The sequence below is a fragment of the Pseudarthrobacter sp. ATCC 49987 genome (assembly GCF_009928425.1).
Lineage (GTDB): Bacteria > Actinomycetota > Actinomycetes > Actinomycetales > Micrococcaceae > Arthrobacter.
Map to the genome: position 1 here is coordinate 2,149,282 of NZ_JAABNS010000001.1, position 14,995 is coordinate 2,164,276.

Sequence of the window (14,995 nt, forward strand, 5' to 3'; positions counted from 1 at the left end):
CAGGCCGCCAGTCCGGGCAGGCTGGCCAGTACAGGCCTGCATCGGGCCTCAGCAGATGTTCCGCCGTCCCGGACGGATTCGTGCGCGAAGCGACGGGCCGGGCCCCGGCGGGCACTAGTGGAGGAGTAGCCATGGACTCAATTTCGACTGACTTCTGGAATGTCCTGCTGTGGAGCTTCTGGTTCTTCATCTGGATCTCCGCACTGATGGTGTGGTTCCGCTGCCTGTTTGACATGTTCGGCGACAGCACACTCAGCGGCTGGGGCAAGGCCGGCTGGGCGATCCTGTTGGTCTTCCTGCCGTGGCTGGGCGCCCTCATCTACCTGATCGCCCGGGGCCGCAGCATGGCCGACCGGCAGATGGCCGAAGTGGCCCGGCAGCAGGCCGCCCAGCAGGAGTACATCCAGCACGTCGCGGGCAAGTCGGCCAGCCCGGCCAGCCAGATCGCCGATGCCAAGGCCCTGCTCGACTCCGGGGCCATCAGCCAGACCGAGTTTGAGTCCCTCAAGTCAAAGGCCATGGCCTGAGCAGAGCTGCCGGGCCGTGCCCAAGCCCGGTGCGTGTTTCTTCGTGCTGACGATTGGCAGCCCCGCCCGGGGCTGTCATGGCAACCCCCCGTGAAGGAGATCAACTATGTCCGCTCAGAGCGAGAACCCGGTGCTCGAGACCATCGGCGCCATTACCAACGCCTCCCTGGGACGCTCAGACCTGCCGGCCGACGCGCTGCTCATGATTCGCATCGCCGCCCTGGCCGCCGTCGATGCCCGGCCTGTCTCCTACCTGGCCCATGTGGGCCCCTCGATCGAGTCAGGCGTCACGGCCAGGGATGTCCAAAACGTGCTCGTCGCCGTGGCGCCCATCATCGGAACGGCCCGGACGATGTCAGCCGCGATCAACATCACCGAAGCGCTCGGTTTCGCGATCGCAGTGCTGGAGGAAGAGACGAAGTAGCGCAGGACCCGGCATGAGACTCACCTGGCTGGGTCACTCCACTGTGGTCCTTGATCTCGACGGCGTACGGGTCCTGACCGATCCGCTGCTTCGTCCTCATGCCGGGCTGCTGCGGCGCCTGGCACCCCGGCCGGACCCCACGGCGTGGAACCGGCCCGACGTCGTGCTCCTGTCCCACCTGCACCACGACCATGCCGAACTGCGCTCCCTCCGCATGGTCCAGGGAGCAGTCCTGATGAGCGCTCCGGCGAACGTCGCCTGGCTGCGCCGCCGGTCGCTGTCGCCTGCAGTTCCGCTGGGGGACGGCTGGACCCCGGTACGCAGCGGGGTCGGGATTCGCCAGGTGCCGGCCGAGCACCGCCACCGCCCCATGCTGCACCGTCCCAACGACGCCAATGGCCAGCTGGTCCGCGGCCCCTCGGGCATCGTCTGGATCGCCGGCGACACGGGGTTGTACCCGGAGATGGCCGGTATCCCCGCCATGGCGGGCGGCCCCATCTCCGTCGCCCTGGTCCCGGTCTGGGGGTGGGGACCGAGGCTCTCGGCCGGCCACCTGTCCCCGGAGACCGCCGCGCTGGCTGTCGCCATGAGCGGCGCGCGGTTCGCCCTGCCGGTGCACTGGGGAACGCTGCACCCTCCCTTCGTCACCCACTTTGCCCGCAGCTGGCTGGAGCTGCCCGGGCGCCGGTTTGCTGACGCCGTGGCGGAACACGCCCCTGGCTGCACGGCAGTTGTCCTCTCCCCTGGCCAATCATGGGTGGCACCGGCGTGAACTTACGGCCTGCGGGCCGGCCCGCCGGCCGGCCACCCGGAATTGTTCGCTCACTTAGCGGGGGAACACCATCGCGGGACGCTGGCCACACGACTCGAGCATCGCCACCAGAACACGGTGCAGCTCATCGGCGCCCTCGATCCGCTCCGGCAGCCCCGCCATGAGATCGGCCGGGCCGAGCAGCACCGCGCGGTCCTGCCACCCGCCGAGGCCCCCGTGGGAACCGACGAGGCCCTCGAACGCCGCAACGTCGTTGGTCACCGGATCCACCGCACTGTTGACGTAGAGATCCGGCGCCTCGGGGTCCATCAGCGCACGCTCAAGCACCCGGGCCGCGTGGGACCCGAAGACAGCCAACGGGTCGTCACCCTCCACCCCACCGCTTGCGAGGTTGACGCGGCCACCGCCACCGATCGCCCACGCCCGGCCCTCGTCATCGATGCCGGCGACAAAGCCGACGCCGGGATGACCGGCCAGGCCCGGGATCAGGGCCGGCCACTCCCGGTCGAGTCCCTGGAGCGTCCGCCGCCGGTCGCCCCGCACGTAGACCAGTCCCAGATTGCCCGAACCCAGCACCACAACCGGCTCCTCGGCGGTTTCGCGGGGAGCCGACGTCTGCTGGGCCCTGGCCAGCCCCTCATCGGCACGGACCGCGAGTTTCCCGGCCATCCGGCCGGACGCGATGTCTCCGGCTAAGGAGTCCGCGCGCCCCAGCCCTTCGACGGACGCGTCCACGTTCTGTACGTGTTCGTGCATAAGTTCCGCGCACAGGCCGCCGAGCGTCTGGCCATAGCGGTCGGCGAACGGGGTGCCCTGGGACTGGCCGTGGTCCGAGAGCACGACCAGCCGGTAGCGGCGGGGAGCGGATGCGGCGAGCAGGGCCAGGGATCCCAGCGTGCGGTCCAGGCCGTCCAGTGCGGCGAGCGACTCGGGCCGGAACACGCCGGCGTGGTGGGCGATCTCGTCGTAGTCAACGTAGTCGACGTAGATGCTCTTCGTGCCGCGACGCAGCTCCTCGGCCACCAGGACCGTGTTCAGGTCACGCAGGAGACTGTTGGTGACTGCCCGTAGCAGGGCGAAGGTCCAGTCCCGGCGCACGCGCGGGTCGAGGTCATTCTTGACCTGGCGCCGGGCCTGCCACCGTTCCTTGAGGAGCTCCCCGACGGTCCGGGTGAGGCTGCGCATGAACCCGTTCGGCGACGTGAAAAACCAGGCGAATGCACGACGGGTTTGGGCGGATCCGCGCCTGACTTCCACCCGGCTCATCGTCAGCAGCGACCGGGGCGCGTCACCGGTGAACAGGTTCGAAATGGAGACCCCGTCATCGCAGAGCAGGCCCTGGCCGGTGCGGTGCTTTTCCTCGATCACCCTGGCATCGGCCGGCCGGTTGGCCACCAGGACCCGGTTGAGCTTCCGGTCGTACCACCGGAACGCCGGGACCCCGTCAACGGTGCCGTGCAGGATGCCCAGCTGGCTGGCCGGCGTGGTGCAGGGCAGCTGCGGTGTCCATTCGCGGAACGTGTACTCCCCCGAAGACAGCCAGCGCCGGATGTGGGGAACCGCACCGGACTGGACCGCCCACTGCAGCACCGGGAAGGGGACGCCGTCGAGCTGCACGAACAGGACGCCGTCAATTTCGGGATCAGTCACCGGATTCTGCCGGCGTGCCCTGCCGGCCAGCGAGGTGATGAGGCCGTCATCCGTTCCGGCTGTGGCGGCCCATGAGATGAGCGTGCCCACCACAGCGCTGACCCAGGTTGCGGCGACGGCGGTCCACGCCGTCGACTCGATGCCGGGCACCAGACGGATGGCGAGGTACATGATCAGGGCCTGCCCGAGCAGGGCGGTCAGAAGAACTGCCAGCCAGCCCACCCTGGCCGAGATCTCGACCAGAGCGGGGCGCAAGACCAGACCGACAATGCCGGCCGCCGCCGCCACGGCTGCGTATGCCCACCAGCTGGTTGCAGAGAACCCCGGCAGCAGCGCACCGGTGACGATCAGGGCCACAGTCGAGCCGGCCCAGGCAATGGCCAGCCTGGCCAGGTCGGTGACTCGGACGCCGCGGGTGCGGGCAGCGCGCGTCGGCATTTTCCCAGTATGTCCGGCCGTGGCCTGCCGGCACTCATCCGCACCGGGTGAGAAAAATCAGCCCCTGGCAGCGGCGCCTGGCCCGCGGTTGCCGTCCACGCGCTCTCCGGCGCGGCACGGCGGCCGGTGCCTAGTCGTCCTCGTCGCCTTTTTCCCAGGATTCGTTGCGGGCTTTGACCTTCTCGAGGGCGTGTTCGGCCTCTTCCCGCGTCTTGTACGGGCCAATCAGCTGGCTCCAGTCGGACATGGCGTCCTCTTCAACCTCGTGCGTGTTGACGTTGTACCAGTACTCCGGCATCGATGCTCCTCAGCTCTTATGGTGGCGGCCCGCGGGCGTCGCGGGGCGTTTGTATCGCGGCGTTTGTTTCTGTGCCTCCGGCCGGGGCCTTATATGATCAATGTATGCCTTCTCTAGCCTCGACTGCACCCATCGGCACCCTGGTCCCGGGAGCTGTCAGCCCGCAGCTGCCCGTTCCGGCGTCGATCCCGCGCCCCGAATACGTGGGCAAGCCCGCGCCGGCCAAGTTCACCGGTTCCGAGGTCAAATCGGCGGAGACCATCGAGAAGATCCGCGTCGCCTCGCGGATTGCCGCGCAGGCCATCGTGGAGGTCGGCAAGCACATCCAGCCCGGCGTCACCACGGACCAGCTGGACCGGGTGGGCCACGAGTTCCTGCTCGACCACCATGCCTATCCGTCCACCCTCGGCTACCGGGGCTTTCCCAAGTCCCTGTGCTCGTCGTTGAACGAAGTCATCTGCCACGGCATCCCGGACAGCACCGTGGTTCAGGACGGGGACATCGTCAACATCGACATCACGGCCTTTATCGGCGGCGTGCACGGCGACACCAACTACACGTTCCTGGCCGGCGACGTTGACGAGGAATCCCGCCTGCTCGTCGAGCGGACCCAGGAATCCCTGAACCGGGCCATCCGCGCTGTCGCCCCGGGCCGCGAAATCAACGTGATCGGCCGCACCATCGAGTCCTACGCCAAGCGTTTCGGCTACGGCGTCGTCCGCGACTTCACCGGCCACGGCGTGGGTGAGGCCTTCCACACCGGCCTGATCATCCCGCACTACGATGCTGCCCCGGCCTACAACACGGTCATGGAGACCGGCATGGTCTTCACGATCGAACCGATGCTGACACTGGGCACCGTGGACTGGGACATGTGGGCCGATGACTGGACCGTGGTCACCCGCGACCGGAAACGCACCGCGCAGTTCGAGCACACCCTGCTGGTCACCGAGACCGGCGCCGAGGTGCTGACCCTCCCCTGATTCCCGCTCCACCAGAAGATCCCGGTCTTCGCCCCCCGGCCCTGGGCCGCACCCTCCTAGCTCCGCCCCCTGCCACGAACGGAACCACATTGGCCAAGAAGGACGAGAAGTCGAAGAAGAACGCCCCGCTGATCGGCATCGACATCGGCGGCACCGGGATCAAGGGCGGGATCGTCGACCTGAAGAAGGGCAAGCTGATCGGTGACCGCCTGCGCATCCCCACCCCGCAGCCCTCGACGCCCGAATCCGTTGCCGAAGTCGTGGCCCAGGTTGTCGCCGAACTGTCCGCCCGACCCGACGCGCCGGCACCGGACTCGCCAGTGGGCGTCACCTTCCCGGGCATCATCCAGCACGGTGTGGTCCACTCCGCCGCCAATGTGGACAAGTCGTGGCTGGAAATGGACATCGATGCCCTGCTGACGGCCCGTCTCGGCCGCCCGGTGGAGGTCATCAACGACGCCGACGCCGCCGGCCTGGCAGAGGCACGCTTCGGCGCGGGCGAGTTCGTCGAGGGGACAGTGCTGGTCATCACGCTCGGCACCGGGATCGGCTCCGCCTTTATCTTCGACGGCAAGCTTGTTCCCAACGCCGAGCTCGGCCACCTTGAAATCGATGGGTTCGACGCCGAGAGCAAGGCCTCAGCCGTGGCCCGCGAGCGGGACGGCCTGAGCTGGGAGGAGTACAGCGTGCTGCTCCAGCGGTACTTCTCCCACGTGGAGTTCCTCTTCTCCCCCGAACTGTTCATCGTCGGCGGCGGCATCTCGAAACGGGCCGACGAATACCTGCCGCGGCTGCAGCTGCGCACGCCGATCGTCCCGGCCGAGCTGAAGAACGACGCCGGAATCGTCGGCGCCGCCCTCGAGATCGCGCTGAAGCACAAACTGGCCAAGTAGCCAATGAGCTATCACTCCGGGTCGTCCTGAACGCTGGGAACGACCCGGAGTGATAGCTCATTTTTTATTTGGTGCCGGTGGCGGCTGCGGCTTCCCCTCCGCTGCCACCACCGGAGTCTGTGGGCCGGTGGCGCTGGTACTGGAGCCCGGTGCTCCTTAGAGCGGGCTCTTCTGCTGGCTTGTGCCTTCACGGCCCTTGGTCTCGGCCTCATGGCGGAGCAGGGAGATGGCGGCTTCGAAGTCCTCAAGGGATTCGAAGGCCTGGTAGACGCTCGCGAAGCGCAGGTAAGCAACCTCGTCGAGCCGCTGGAGCGGGTTGAGGATGGCGAGGCCAACTTCATGGGCATCGATCTCCGCGGCGCCGGAGGCCCGGATGGTCTCTTCGACTTCCTGGGCCAGCATGGCGAGGTCGTCCTCGGTGACGGGACGGCCCTGGCAGGCCTTGCGGACGCCGTTGATGACCTTGCTGCGGCTGAACGGCTCACCAATGCCTGACCGCTTGATCACGGTGAGGCTGGTGGTCTCGACAGTGGTGAAGCGTCGCCCGCACTCGGGGCACTGCCGGCGTCGTCGGATAGCCGAGCCGTCGTCGGCGATCCGGCTGTCCACCACACGCGAATCAGGGTTCCGGCAAAACGGGCAATACATGGCGTTTCCTCCCCTGTCGCAAGTCCATGTCAGGTCGCACATCGATGTCACTTGGCTCCGCCATCAGTTTACGACTAGATGTAGCTGAATAACAAGCCTGTAATTACTACATGTAGTGGTCAGGCGTCCTGGGCGAACCGAATAGTGACCGCTTCGCCGTGCGCCGGGAGGTCCTCCGCCCCGGACAGGCTCACAATGTGCCCGCTCACCTCTTCCAGGGCGGCGCGGGAGTAGTTGATCACCTGGATGGCGCGCAGGAAGGTGGTCACGTTCAGTCCGGAGGAGAACGCCGCCGTGCCGCTGGTCGGCAGCACGTGGTTGGAGCCGGCGCAGTAGTCGCCCAGGCTTACGGGGCTGTAGTCCCCGACGAAGATCGCCCCGGCGCTGCGGATCCGGCCCGCGACCGTGGCCGCGTCAGCCGTCATGATTTCCAGGTGTTCGGCGGCGTAGGCGTTGCACGCCGCGATGCCCTGTTCGAGGTTGTCCACCAGGACGACTCCGGACTGCGGGCCTGAGAGTGCCTCACGGACCCGGCTGCTGTGTTTGGTCAGTGCCGCCTGGCGATCGAGTTCCACCCGTACGGCGGCGGCGAGGGCCTCGGAGTCCGTGATCAGCACGGATGCCGCTTTGGGGTCGTGCTCGGCCTGGCTGATCAGGTCGGCCGCGACCAGGCCCGGCTGCGCCGTGGCGTCGGCCAGAATCGCAATCTCCGTGGTGCCGGCCTCGGAATCGATGCCCACCACGCCCTTGACGAGACGCTTCGCGGTGGCGACAAAGACGTTGCCCGGGCCTGTGACGACGTCCACCGGGTCCAGCCCGGCCTTCCCCCCTGAGGCGGGGACGCCGTAGGCGAAAGCCGCGATGGCCTGGGCGCCGCCGATCGCGTAGACCTCTTCGATCCCGAGCAGGCACGCTGCGGCAAGGATCGTGGGGTGTGGGAGGCCGTCGAAGTCCTTCTGCGGCGGGGATGCCAGTGCGATGGATTCGACACCGGCTGCGAGGGCCGGGACAACGTTCATGATCACGGAGGACGGGTAGACCGCCAGGCCGCCGGGCACGTAGAGGCCGACGCGTGCCACGGGGACCCAGTTCTGGCTGACCACCGCGCCTTCTCCGAGTTCGACGTCGGTGTCCGCCGGGCGCTGGGCATCGGCAAAGCGGCGGGCACGCTTGATGGACTCTTCCAGGGCTGCCCGCACGGCGGGGTCGAGCCCGGCCAGGGCAGCCGTGAGCGCTTCCGCGGGGACCCGGGGATGCGCCTGCTCCACGCCGTCGAACGTCCGGGCCAGTTCGCTGAGTGCCTCGAAGCCCCGGGTGCGGACGGCGTGGATGATGTCCAGGACCTTCTGCTCGGCATCAGCCATGGTGCCGGCCCTGGCCCGGGGTACCGCGGCACGGAGACCCGCGAGGGTCAGGCGCTGGCCGCGGAGGTCGACGGTGCGGAAGTCTGGGTCGGCGGGTGCCTGGGGCGCAGTTGCGGCCGGTACGGAGCTGTCAGCTGAAAGGGTCACCCGTTCATTTTACGTGCCGCGCCGGCGAGTCCCGCGCCTGTTACTTCGGGGCCGCTACCCGGAAGGCTGTTCGGTATCCCCGAGGTCAGCCGCGTGGCCTGCATCCGGAGCCGGCTTGCTGAAGACGGTGTTCAGGAAGACAGCCAGGGCGGTGGCGGCCGGCCAGATCGCCAGGACGGCCAGGGACCGCAGCGAGAAGGCGATGCTGGCGCTGGCCGTGTCTTCCGGCGCGCCCCACCACAGGCCGCACAGCACGCCGGTCCCCCAGGCCGCGAGGGCGCCCAGCGCTCCAGCGCCGACTGCCAGGAGCACGTCCCCGCCGGACGGGCCTTTGTGCCTGCTGCCCGACGCAACAGCGCCCGAAATGCAGCCGGCCAGCAGGAACAGGCCCGCCAGGATGAGGTCCCGCAGCAGCCACCCTTCCGTGTTTCCGCCGCTCCGCAGCTCCGGATTGCCGGACAGCAGGTTCAGTCCCGAGGGGGCCAGGAGCCACCACAGCAGCCCCGCCGGGATGCCGGCAGCGGCGATGGCCGCGGCTTTCCGCCACGTCACGGCGCGGACGCCGGGTTCCCGTCCCGGCCGGCCTGAAGCAGTGCCGGGCGGGAAGCCCTGGACCGGGTTCCGGGCGGAACCGTGCGGGGCGTCCTGCGGGGCGTCCTGTCGGAACTGGCCGTGTACTGCGGGCTGTGTCATGCAACAAACCTTAACAAGCTTTCCGGCGCCGGGGCACATGACATCGCGCGTCCGGCGGATGACGTTCCACATGACGGCTCCGGGTAAACAAGTAACGCCGCCGTTCGCAGGCGCAATACGCTGGCAGGGTAGGAACATCACACACGTGCAGCAGGGAGTTGGATCGCAGTGGCCACAGAGGACCAAGCCTTCGAGGGAACGTTCCGGGAGATGTTCCGCCGGCACGCGGCCGGAGTGGCCATTATCACCGCCAACTTCAACGGCGTCCCCTTCGGCTTCACGGCGACCTCGGTGGCCTCGCTCTCGGCGAAGCCGCCCCGGTTCACGTTCAACATGGCCCGCACGTCCAGTTCCTGGCCGGCCGTGGCCAACACCACGTACATCGGCGTCCACATGCTGGGGCTGGACAACCAGGAGCTTGCGGACCGGTTTGCCCGGACCAGCAACCGATTCGAGGGGGATCACTGGGCGCTCGGACCCCATGAGGTGCCGATCCTGAACGACGTCGCCGGCTGGCTGATCGGCAAGGTCCAGATGCGGCTCTCCTTCGAGAACAACGCCGTGGTGGTGGTCGAGGTCGTGGAAGGCGAAGTCGGTGCCGACGGCGCCCCCCTGCTCTACCACTCCGGCTCCTATGGCCAGCCCGTGCCGCTCGACTACGAGATCTGACCTGTCACCTCTCGAGGTGACACTTAATGCCCATGTCTTTGAGCGGCATGGGCATTAACTGTCACTTCGGCGGGGGTCGAGCCCGTATAGATCAGCTGTCCAGGCAGGTGGGGCCGAGCAGCACCTTCAGGTCGCCGAACAGCGACGGGCTCGGGTTGACCCTCAGGTGTACGGGCAGGCCCATGACTTCCACCCGGGTGTCACCCTGCAGGTGCAGCCGGACTTCGGATTTGCCGCGGTGGGTCCGCAGCACGTCTCCGAGTTCGGTCACGACGGCTTCGGTCGCCTTGTGTGTCGGCATGGTGATCACGAGCGGGCCGTTGAGGCCCTCGCTGAGGTCCGGGACGGACAGTTCCATGCAGTTCAGGGCGACGGCGCCGTCATCGCGGCGCTGCAGCCGCCCCTTGACGACGACGATCAGGTCCTCTGCCAGCACCGAGGCGATGGGCCCGTAGACCTGGCCAAAGAACATGACCTCGACCGAACCGCCCAGGTCCTCGATCTCGGCACGGGCGTAGGCGTTGCCGCTGGCTTTCGCGATCCGCCGGCTCAGTGAGGTGATCATGCCCGCGATGGTGACGATGGCGCCGTCGTGCGGGCCGTCCTCGGCGATGATCGAGGTGATGGACTGGTCGGCATGCTGGCTCAGGACCCCTTCGAGCCCCTGCAGCGGGTGGTCCGAGACGTACAGGCCCAGCATGTCCCGTTCGAAGGAGAGCTTGTCCTTTTTCTCCCATTCGGGAAGGTCCGGGATTTCGATGCTCAGGGACGCCTCGGATTCGGCCTCGTCGAAACCGGCGAAGAGGTCGAACTGGCCGATCGCCTCGTTGCGCTTGAGGGTGATGACCGAGTCGATGGCTTCTTCATGGATCATGGCCAGGGCGCGCCGGTGGTGGTTCAGGGAGTCGAAGGCGCCGGCCTTGATCAGGGATTCGATGGTGCGCTTGTTGCACACCACGGCCGGGACCTTCACGAGGTAGTCCTTGAAGGACGTGTAGGCGCCCTCTTTTTCGCGGGCCGCCACCATGGCTTCGACGGCGTTGACGCCGACGTTGCGGATGGCCCCCATGCCGAAGCGGATATCGGTGCCGACCGGGGTGAAGTTCAGCGCAGACTCGTTGACGTCCGGCGGCAGCACCGTGATGCCCATGCGCCGGCATTCGTTGAGGTAGATGGCCGATTTGTCCTTGTCGTCGCCGACCGAGGTGAGCAGGGCCGCCATGTACTCCGGCGCGTAGTGCGCCTTCAGGTAGGCGGTCCAGTAGGAGATCACGCCGTAGGCGGCCGAGTGCGCCTTGTTGAAGGCGTAGTCGGAGAACGGCAGCAGGATGTCCCAGAGGGTCTTGACCGCAGCCATGGAGTAGCCGTTGTCCTGCATGCCCTGGGAGAAGCCGGCGAACTGCTTGTCCAGTTCCGATTTCTTTTTCTTGCCCATGGCGCGGCGCAGGATGTCGGCCTGGCCCAGCGTGTAGCCGGCGAGCTTCTGGGCCACGGCCATGACCTGCTCCTGGTACACGATCAGGCCGTAGGTGCCACCGAGGATCTCGGAGAGCGGTTCCTCGAGCTCCGGGTGGATCGGGATGACTTCCTGGATCTTGTTCTTGCGCAGGGCGTAGTCGGTGTGCGCGTTGGCCCCCATGGGTCCGGGCCGGTAGAGCGCCAGGACGGCGGAGATGTCTTCGAAGTTGTCAGGCTTCATCAGCTTGAGCAGGGAGCGCATCGGGCCGCCGTCGAGCTGGAACACCCCCAGGGTGTCGCCGCGGGCAAGCAGCTCGTACGACGCCACGTCGTCCAGTTCCAGGGACTCCAGGTCGAGGTCGATCCCGCGGTTCATCTTGATGTTTTCCAGGGCGTCGGAAATGATCGTCAGGTTCCGCAGGCCCAGGAAGTCCATCTTGATCAGGCCGAGGCCCTCGGACGTCGGGTAGTCGAACTGGGTGATGACCTGGCCATCCTGGAAGCGGCGCATGACCGGGATGACGTCGATGATGGGGTCCGAGGACATGATGACGCCGGCCGCGTGGACACCCCACTGGCGTTTCAGGCCCTCGATGCCGAGCGCCGTTTCGAACACCTTGGCGGCTTCCGGGTCCGTGGCGATCAGCTGGCGGAAGTCCCCCGCCTCGCTGTAGCGCTTGGAGTCCTTGTTCTGGATGTCGGCCAACGGGATGTCCTTGGCCATCACGGCCGGCGGCAGCGCCTTGGTCAGCTGCTCGCCCATGCTGAACGGGTAGCCCAGCACGCGCGAGGAGTCCTTGAGGGCCTGCTTGGTCTTGATGGTGCCGTAGGTGACGATCATCGCGACGCGTTCGTCCCCGTATTTACGCGTGACGTAGTCGATCACCTCGGAGCGGCGCCGGTCATCGAAGTCGACGTCGAAGTCAGGCATGGAGACGCGGTCCGGGTTGAGGAATCGCTCGAAGATCAGGCCGTGGTGCAGCGGATCGAGGTCGGTGATGCGCATGGCGTACGCCACCATCGAGCCTGCGCCCGAGCCACGTCCGGGACCCACCCGGATGCCGTTGTTCTTGGCCCAGTTGATGAAGTCGGCCACCACCAGGAAGTAGCCCGGGAAACCCATGGACGTGATGACGCCGAGTTCGTAGTCCGCCTGGGTGCGGACCTTGTCCGGGATGCCCTGGGGGTAGCGGTACTGGAGTCCCTTGTCGACTTCCTTGACCAGCCAGGACGTTTCGTCCTCCCCCTCCGGGCAGGGGAACCGGGGCATGTAGTTGGCGCCGGTGTTGAACGAGACTTCGCAGCGCTCGGCGATCAGGAGTGTGTTGTCGCACGCCTCCGGGTGGTCGCGGAACAGTTCCCGCATTTCCCGCGGTGACTTCAGGTAGTACCCGCTGCCGGAGAAGGCGAAGCGCGAGCCGCCGTTGTCGTACGTCGGCTCCAGGAGGGTGGAACCGGACTGGATGGCCAACAGGGCCTCGTGCGCCTTCGCGTCGTGCTCGTGCGTGTAGTGGAGATCGTTGGTGGCCACGAGCGGAAGGTTCAGTTCCTTGGCCAGGCGCAGCAGGTCCCCCGTGACGCGCCGCTCGATGTCCAGGCCATGGTCCATGAGTTCGCAGAAGTAGTTCTCGGCTCCGAAGATGTCGCGGAACTCGGCGGCCGCTTCGACGGCTTCCCGGTACTGGCCGAGCCTGAGCCGGGTCTGGACCTCACCGGACGGGCACCCGGTGGTCGCAATCAGGCCATCCGCATAGGTGTTCAGGAGTTCGCGGTCCAGGCGGGGCCATTTGCCGAAGACCGAATCAAGGGACGCGATCGAGGAGGCCCGGAACAGGTTCCGCATGCCCACGTTGTTGTAGCTGAGCAGCGTCATGTGGGTGTAGGCGCCACCGCCGGAGATGTCGTCCTTGCGCTGGTTCTCCTCGCCCCAGCGGACGCGGGTCTTGTCCGTGCGCGCGGTGCCGGGGGTTACATAGGCCTCGACGCCGATGATCGGCTTGATGCCCTGGTCCGTGGCCCGCTTCCAGAAATCGAAGGCGCCGAACAGGTAACCGTGGTCCGTTGTGGCAAGGGCCGGCATGCCGAGCCGTTCAGTTTCGTCGAACAGTTCACTGAGCCGGGCGGCGCCGTCCAGCATCGAGTACTCGGTGTGGTTGTGGAGATGGACAAACGAGTCGTTGCTGGAAGTCACCGAATCATTCTAGTGCCGCGCGCCGGCCATTCCACGCGGCACTCCGGCGGCCACCCGATTGGACAGGTCCAACCCGGCGGCCACAGGGGCCCGTCAGGCCTGTCCGGACTCCAGGACTTCCAGCGCGTAGCGCAGGTCCTGCGGGTACTCGCTGGTGACCGTGACCCGCTCCCCCGTCCGGGGGTGGTCGAAGGACAACTGCCGGGCGTGCAGCCACTGCCGGGTGAGCCCCAGCGTGGCGGCGAGCCGCGGGTCAGCGCCATAGGTCAGGTCGCCCGCACACGGGTGACGCAGCGCGGAGAAGTGGACCCGGATCTGGTGCGTGCGGCCGGTCTCGAGGTGGACTTCCACGAGCGAGGCCTTGCCGAACGCCTCAAGGACCTCGTAGTGCGTGATGGAGTCCCTGCCGTCCTCGATCACGGCGAACCGCCAGTCGTGGCCCGGATGGCGGCCGATCGGCGCGTCAATGGTGCCGGCCAGCGGATCCGGCAGGCCCTGCACGACGGCGTGGTAGACCTTATCCACGGTGCGCTCCTTGAAGGCACGCTTGAGCGCCGTGTAGGCCCGCTCCGTCTTGGCGACCACCATCACCCCGGAGGTCCCGACGTCGAGCCGGTGGACGATGCCGGCGCGCTCGGGCGAGCCCGACGTGGAGATCCGGTAGCCGAGGCCGGCGAGCCCGCCGACGACGGTGGGTCCCACCCAGCCCGGCGAGGGGTGGGCGGCCACACCGACCGGTTTGTCGATGACGACAAATTCGTCATCGTCCAGCAGGATGAACAGGTCCTCCACGACTTCCTCCACGATTTCCAGGGGGTCCCGGCGTTCCGGGACGGCGACGTCGAGCACGGTGCCGGGGGCAAGCTTGAGCGATTTTCCGACCGCTTTGTCCTTGCTGATGACGTTGCCCTCGGCGATCAGTGTGGCGGCCTGCGAGCGGGAAATATCCATGAGTTTCGCCAGCCCGGCATCCACCCGGGTGCCCGCGAGTTCATCGGGGACCACGAAGCGGAACGATGACGCGGCCGTCGCGGACGCCCCGTGGGGCCCGCCCCCGGCGTCGTCGATGTCTTCCGGCAGGATGTCTTCGGGCAGCGTCCCAGCCGGCAAGGACCCCTCCGGCGTCAGGTCCTCGGGCGTGCTGTGTCCGGGCACCGGGTGCTCAGGAGTCATGTTTCACTGTGTCCTTGGTCAGGTGTGAGCCGTCCAGGGAGATTCCGCGCAGCGTCAGCAGGCAGATGATCACCACGGAGCACACAACGGCTGAGTCGGCGATGTTGAAAATCGCGAAATTGGGAAGCTGGATGAAGTCCACGACATGGCCCATGGCGAACGAAGGTTCGCGGAACAGGCGGTCCGTGAGGTTGCCGAGGGCACCGCCGAGCAGCAGCCCGAGCGCCAGCGCCCACCAGAGCGATCCGAGTTTCCGCAGCTGCGCCAGGATGGCGATCGATACTGCGGTCATGATGATGGTGAACACCCAGGTGACGTTCTCGCCGATTGAGAAAGCGGCACCGGAGTTGCGGATGTAGTACCAGTGCAGCAGCGGCGGCAGGACGGGGATCCGCTCGCCCTCGGTCATGTTGCCGGTGACCCACAGTTTGGTGAGCTGGTCGAAGACGTAGGCGAACACCGCCAGGCCAAAGAAGACGGCGAGCAGCAGGGCCCGCCGCGGCCGGGGCCCGGCGGGAATGGTTTGCGCGGACTCGGCTTGAGAGAACCCGGTCTGCGCGGACTCGGCGGGCTGCGTTGGGTCAGGTGATGGTGCGTCAGTCATAAGGCTTTCGTTCACGAGCCAGTGCGGGGACTGGGAACCGGGTGCTTGGGCACGGCCGCGGGC

14 protein-coding genes are annotated in these 14,995 nt (G+C 67.3%); 6 read left to right on the top strand and 8 right to left on the bottom strand.

Annotation, left to right across the window (positions count from 1 at the left end):
* Window positions 1-131: 131 nt before the first annotated feature.
* From GXK59_RS10130 to GXK59_RS10140, 3 genes are all read left to right on the top strand, one after another.
* Entirely contained in the window at window positions 132-527 is a 396-nt protein-coding gene (locus tag GXK59_RS10130; protein WP_160666465.1) for an SHOCT domain-containing protein, read from the top strand.
* Window positions 528-633: 106 nt separating this feature from the next.
* Complete coding sequence (locus GXK59_RS10135; RefSeq protein WP_160666467.1) at window positions 634-951, top strand: carboxymuconolactone decarboxylase; 318 nt, start codon at window positions 634-636, stop codon at window positions 949-951.
* 13 nt (window positions 952-964) lie between these two features.
* Window positions 965-1,723, top strand: a complete 759-nt coding sequence (locus tag GXK59_RS10140) for an MBL fold metallo-hydrolase (RefSeq protein WP_160666469.1) — start codon at window positions 965-967, stop codon at window positions 1,721-1,723.
* A 54-nt stretch (window positions 1,724-1,777) separates the two neighbouring features.
* Here the strand turns inward: GXK59_RS10140 and GXK59_RS10145 are convergent, their stop codons facing one another.
* Window positions 1,778-3,811: a phage holin family protein gene (locus tag GXK59_RS10145; RefSeq protein ID WP_160666471.1), complete on the bottom strand. Its 2,034-nt coding sequence runs from the start codon at window positions 3,809-3,811 to the stop codon at window positions 1,778-1,780.
* 130 nt (window positions 3,812-3,941) lie between these two features.
* A complete protein-coding gene (locus GXK59_RS10150; protein WP_128081649.1) occupies window positions 3,942-4,109 on the bottom strand; it encodes an SPOR domain-containing protein in 168 nt (55 codons plus the stop codon).
* Window positions 4,110-4,213: 104 nt separating this feature from the next.
* On the opposite strand from GXK59_RS10150, the gene map reads away from it, so the two are divergent.
* Entirely contained in the window at window positions 4,214-5,092 is an 879-nt protein-coding gene (gene map / locus GXK59_RS10155; RefSeq protein ID WP_160666473.1) for a type I methionyl aminopeptidase, read from the top strand.
* A gap of 89 nt (window positions 5,093-5,181) precedes the next feature.
* On the top strand, window positions 5,182-5,985 hold the full coding sequence (gene ppgK, locus GXK59_RS10160; RefSeq protein WP_160666475.1) for a polyphosphate--glucose phosphotransferase: 804 nt from the start codon (window positions 5,182-5,184) through the stop codon (window positions 5,983-5,985).
* A gap of 156 nt (window positions 5,986-6,141) precedes the next feature.
* Here ppgK and nrdR read toward each other — a convergent pair whose 3' ends face one another.
* From nrdR to GXK59_RS20470, 3 genes are all read right to left on the bottom strand, one after another.
* Window positions 6,142-6,633, bottom strand: a complete 492-nt coding sequence (nrdR, locus tag GXK59_RS10165; RefSeq protein ID WP_160666477.1) for a transcriptional regulator NrdR — start codon at window positions 6,631-6,633, stop codon at window positions 6,142-6,144.
* A gap of 119 nt (window positions 6,634-6,752) precedes the next feature.
* A complete protein-coding gene (gene hisD / locus GXK59_RS10170; RefSeq protein ID WP_160666479.1) occupies window positions 6,753-8,144 on the bottom strand; it encodes a histidinol dehydrogenase in 1,392 nt (463 codons plus the stop codon).
* A 54-nt stretch (window positions 8,145-8,198) separates the two neighbouring features.
* On the bottom strand, window positions 8,199-8,837 hold the full coding sequence (locus tag GXK59_RS20470) for a hypothetical protein (RefSeq protein ID WP_202129107.1): 639 nt from the start codon (window positions 8,835-8,837) through the stop codon (window positions 8,199-8,201).
* Window positions 8,838-9,047: 210 nt separating this feature from the next.
* On the opposite strand from GXK59_RS20470, the gene GXK59_RS10180 reads away from it, so the two are divergent.
* The gene (locus GXK59_RS10180; RefSeq protein WP_202129204.1) at window positions 9,048-9,506 is read left to right on the top strand and encodes a flavin reductase family protein; all 459 of its coding nucleotides are present in this window, start codon (window positions 9,048-9,050) and stop codon (window positions 9,504-9,506) included.
* Window positions 9,507-9,597: 91 nt separating this feature from the next.
* Here the strand turns inward: GXK59_RS10180 and dnaE are convergent, their stop codons facing one another.
* From dnaE to lspA, 3 genes are all read right to left on the bottom strand, one after another.
* Complete coding sequence (dnaE, locus tag GXK59_RS10185; RefSeq protein WP_160666483.1) at window positions 9,598-13,155, bottom strand: DNA polymerase III subunit alpha; 3,558 nt, start codon at window positions 13,153-13,155, stop codon at window positions 9,598-9,600.
* A gap of 93 nt (window positions 13,156-13,248) precedes the next feature.
* A complete protein-coding gene (locus GXK59_RS10190) occupies window positions 13,249-14,328 on the bottom strand; it encodes an RluA family pseudouridine synthase (protein ID WP_272927718.1) in 1,080 nt (359 codons plus the stop codon).
* On the bottom strand, window positions 14,318-14,932 hold the full coding sequence (gene lspA / locus GXK59_RS10195) for a signal peptidase II (RefSeq protein ID WP_160666485.1): 615 nt from the start codon (window positions 14,930-14,932) through the stop codon (window positions 14,318-14,320). The genes GXK59_RS10190 and lspA overlap by 11 nt, the downstream gene beginning before the upstream one ends.
* Window positions 14,933-14,995 lie beyond the last annotated feature (63 nt).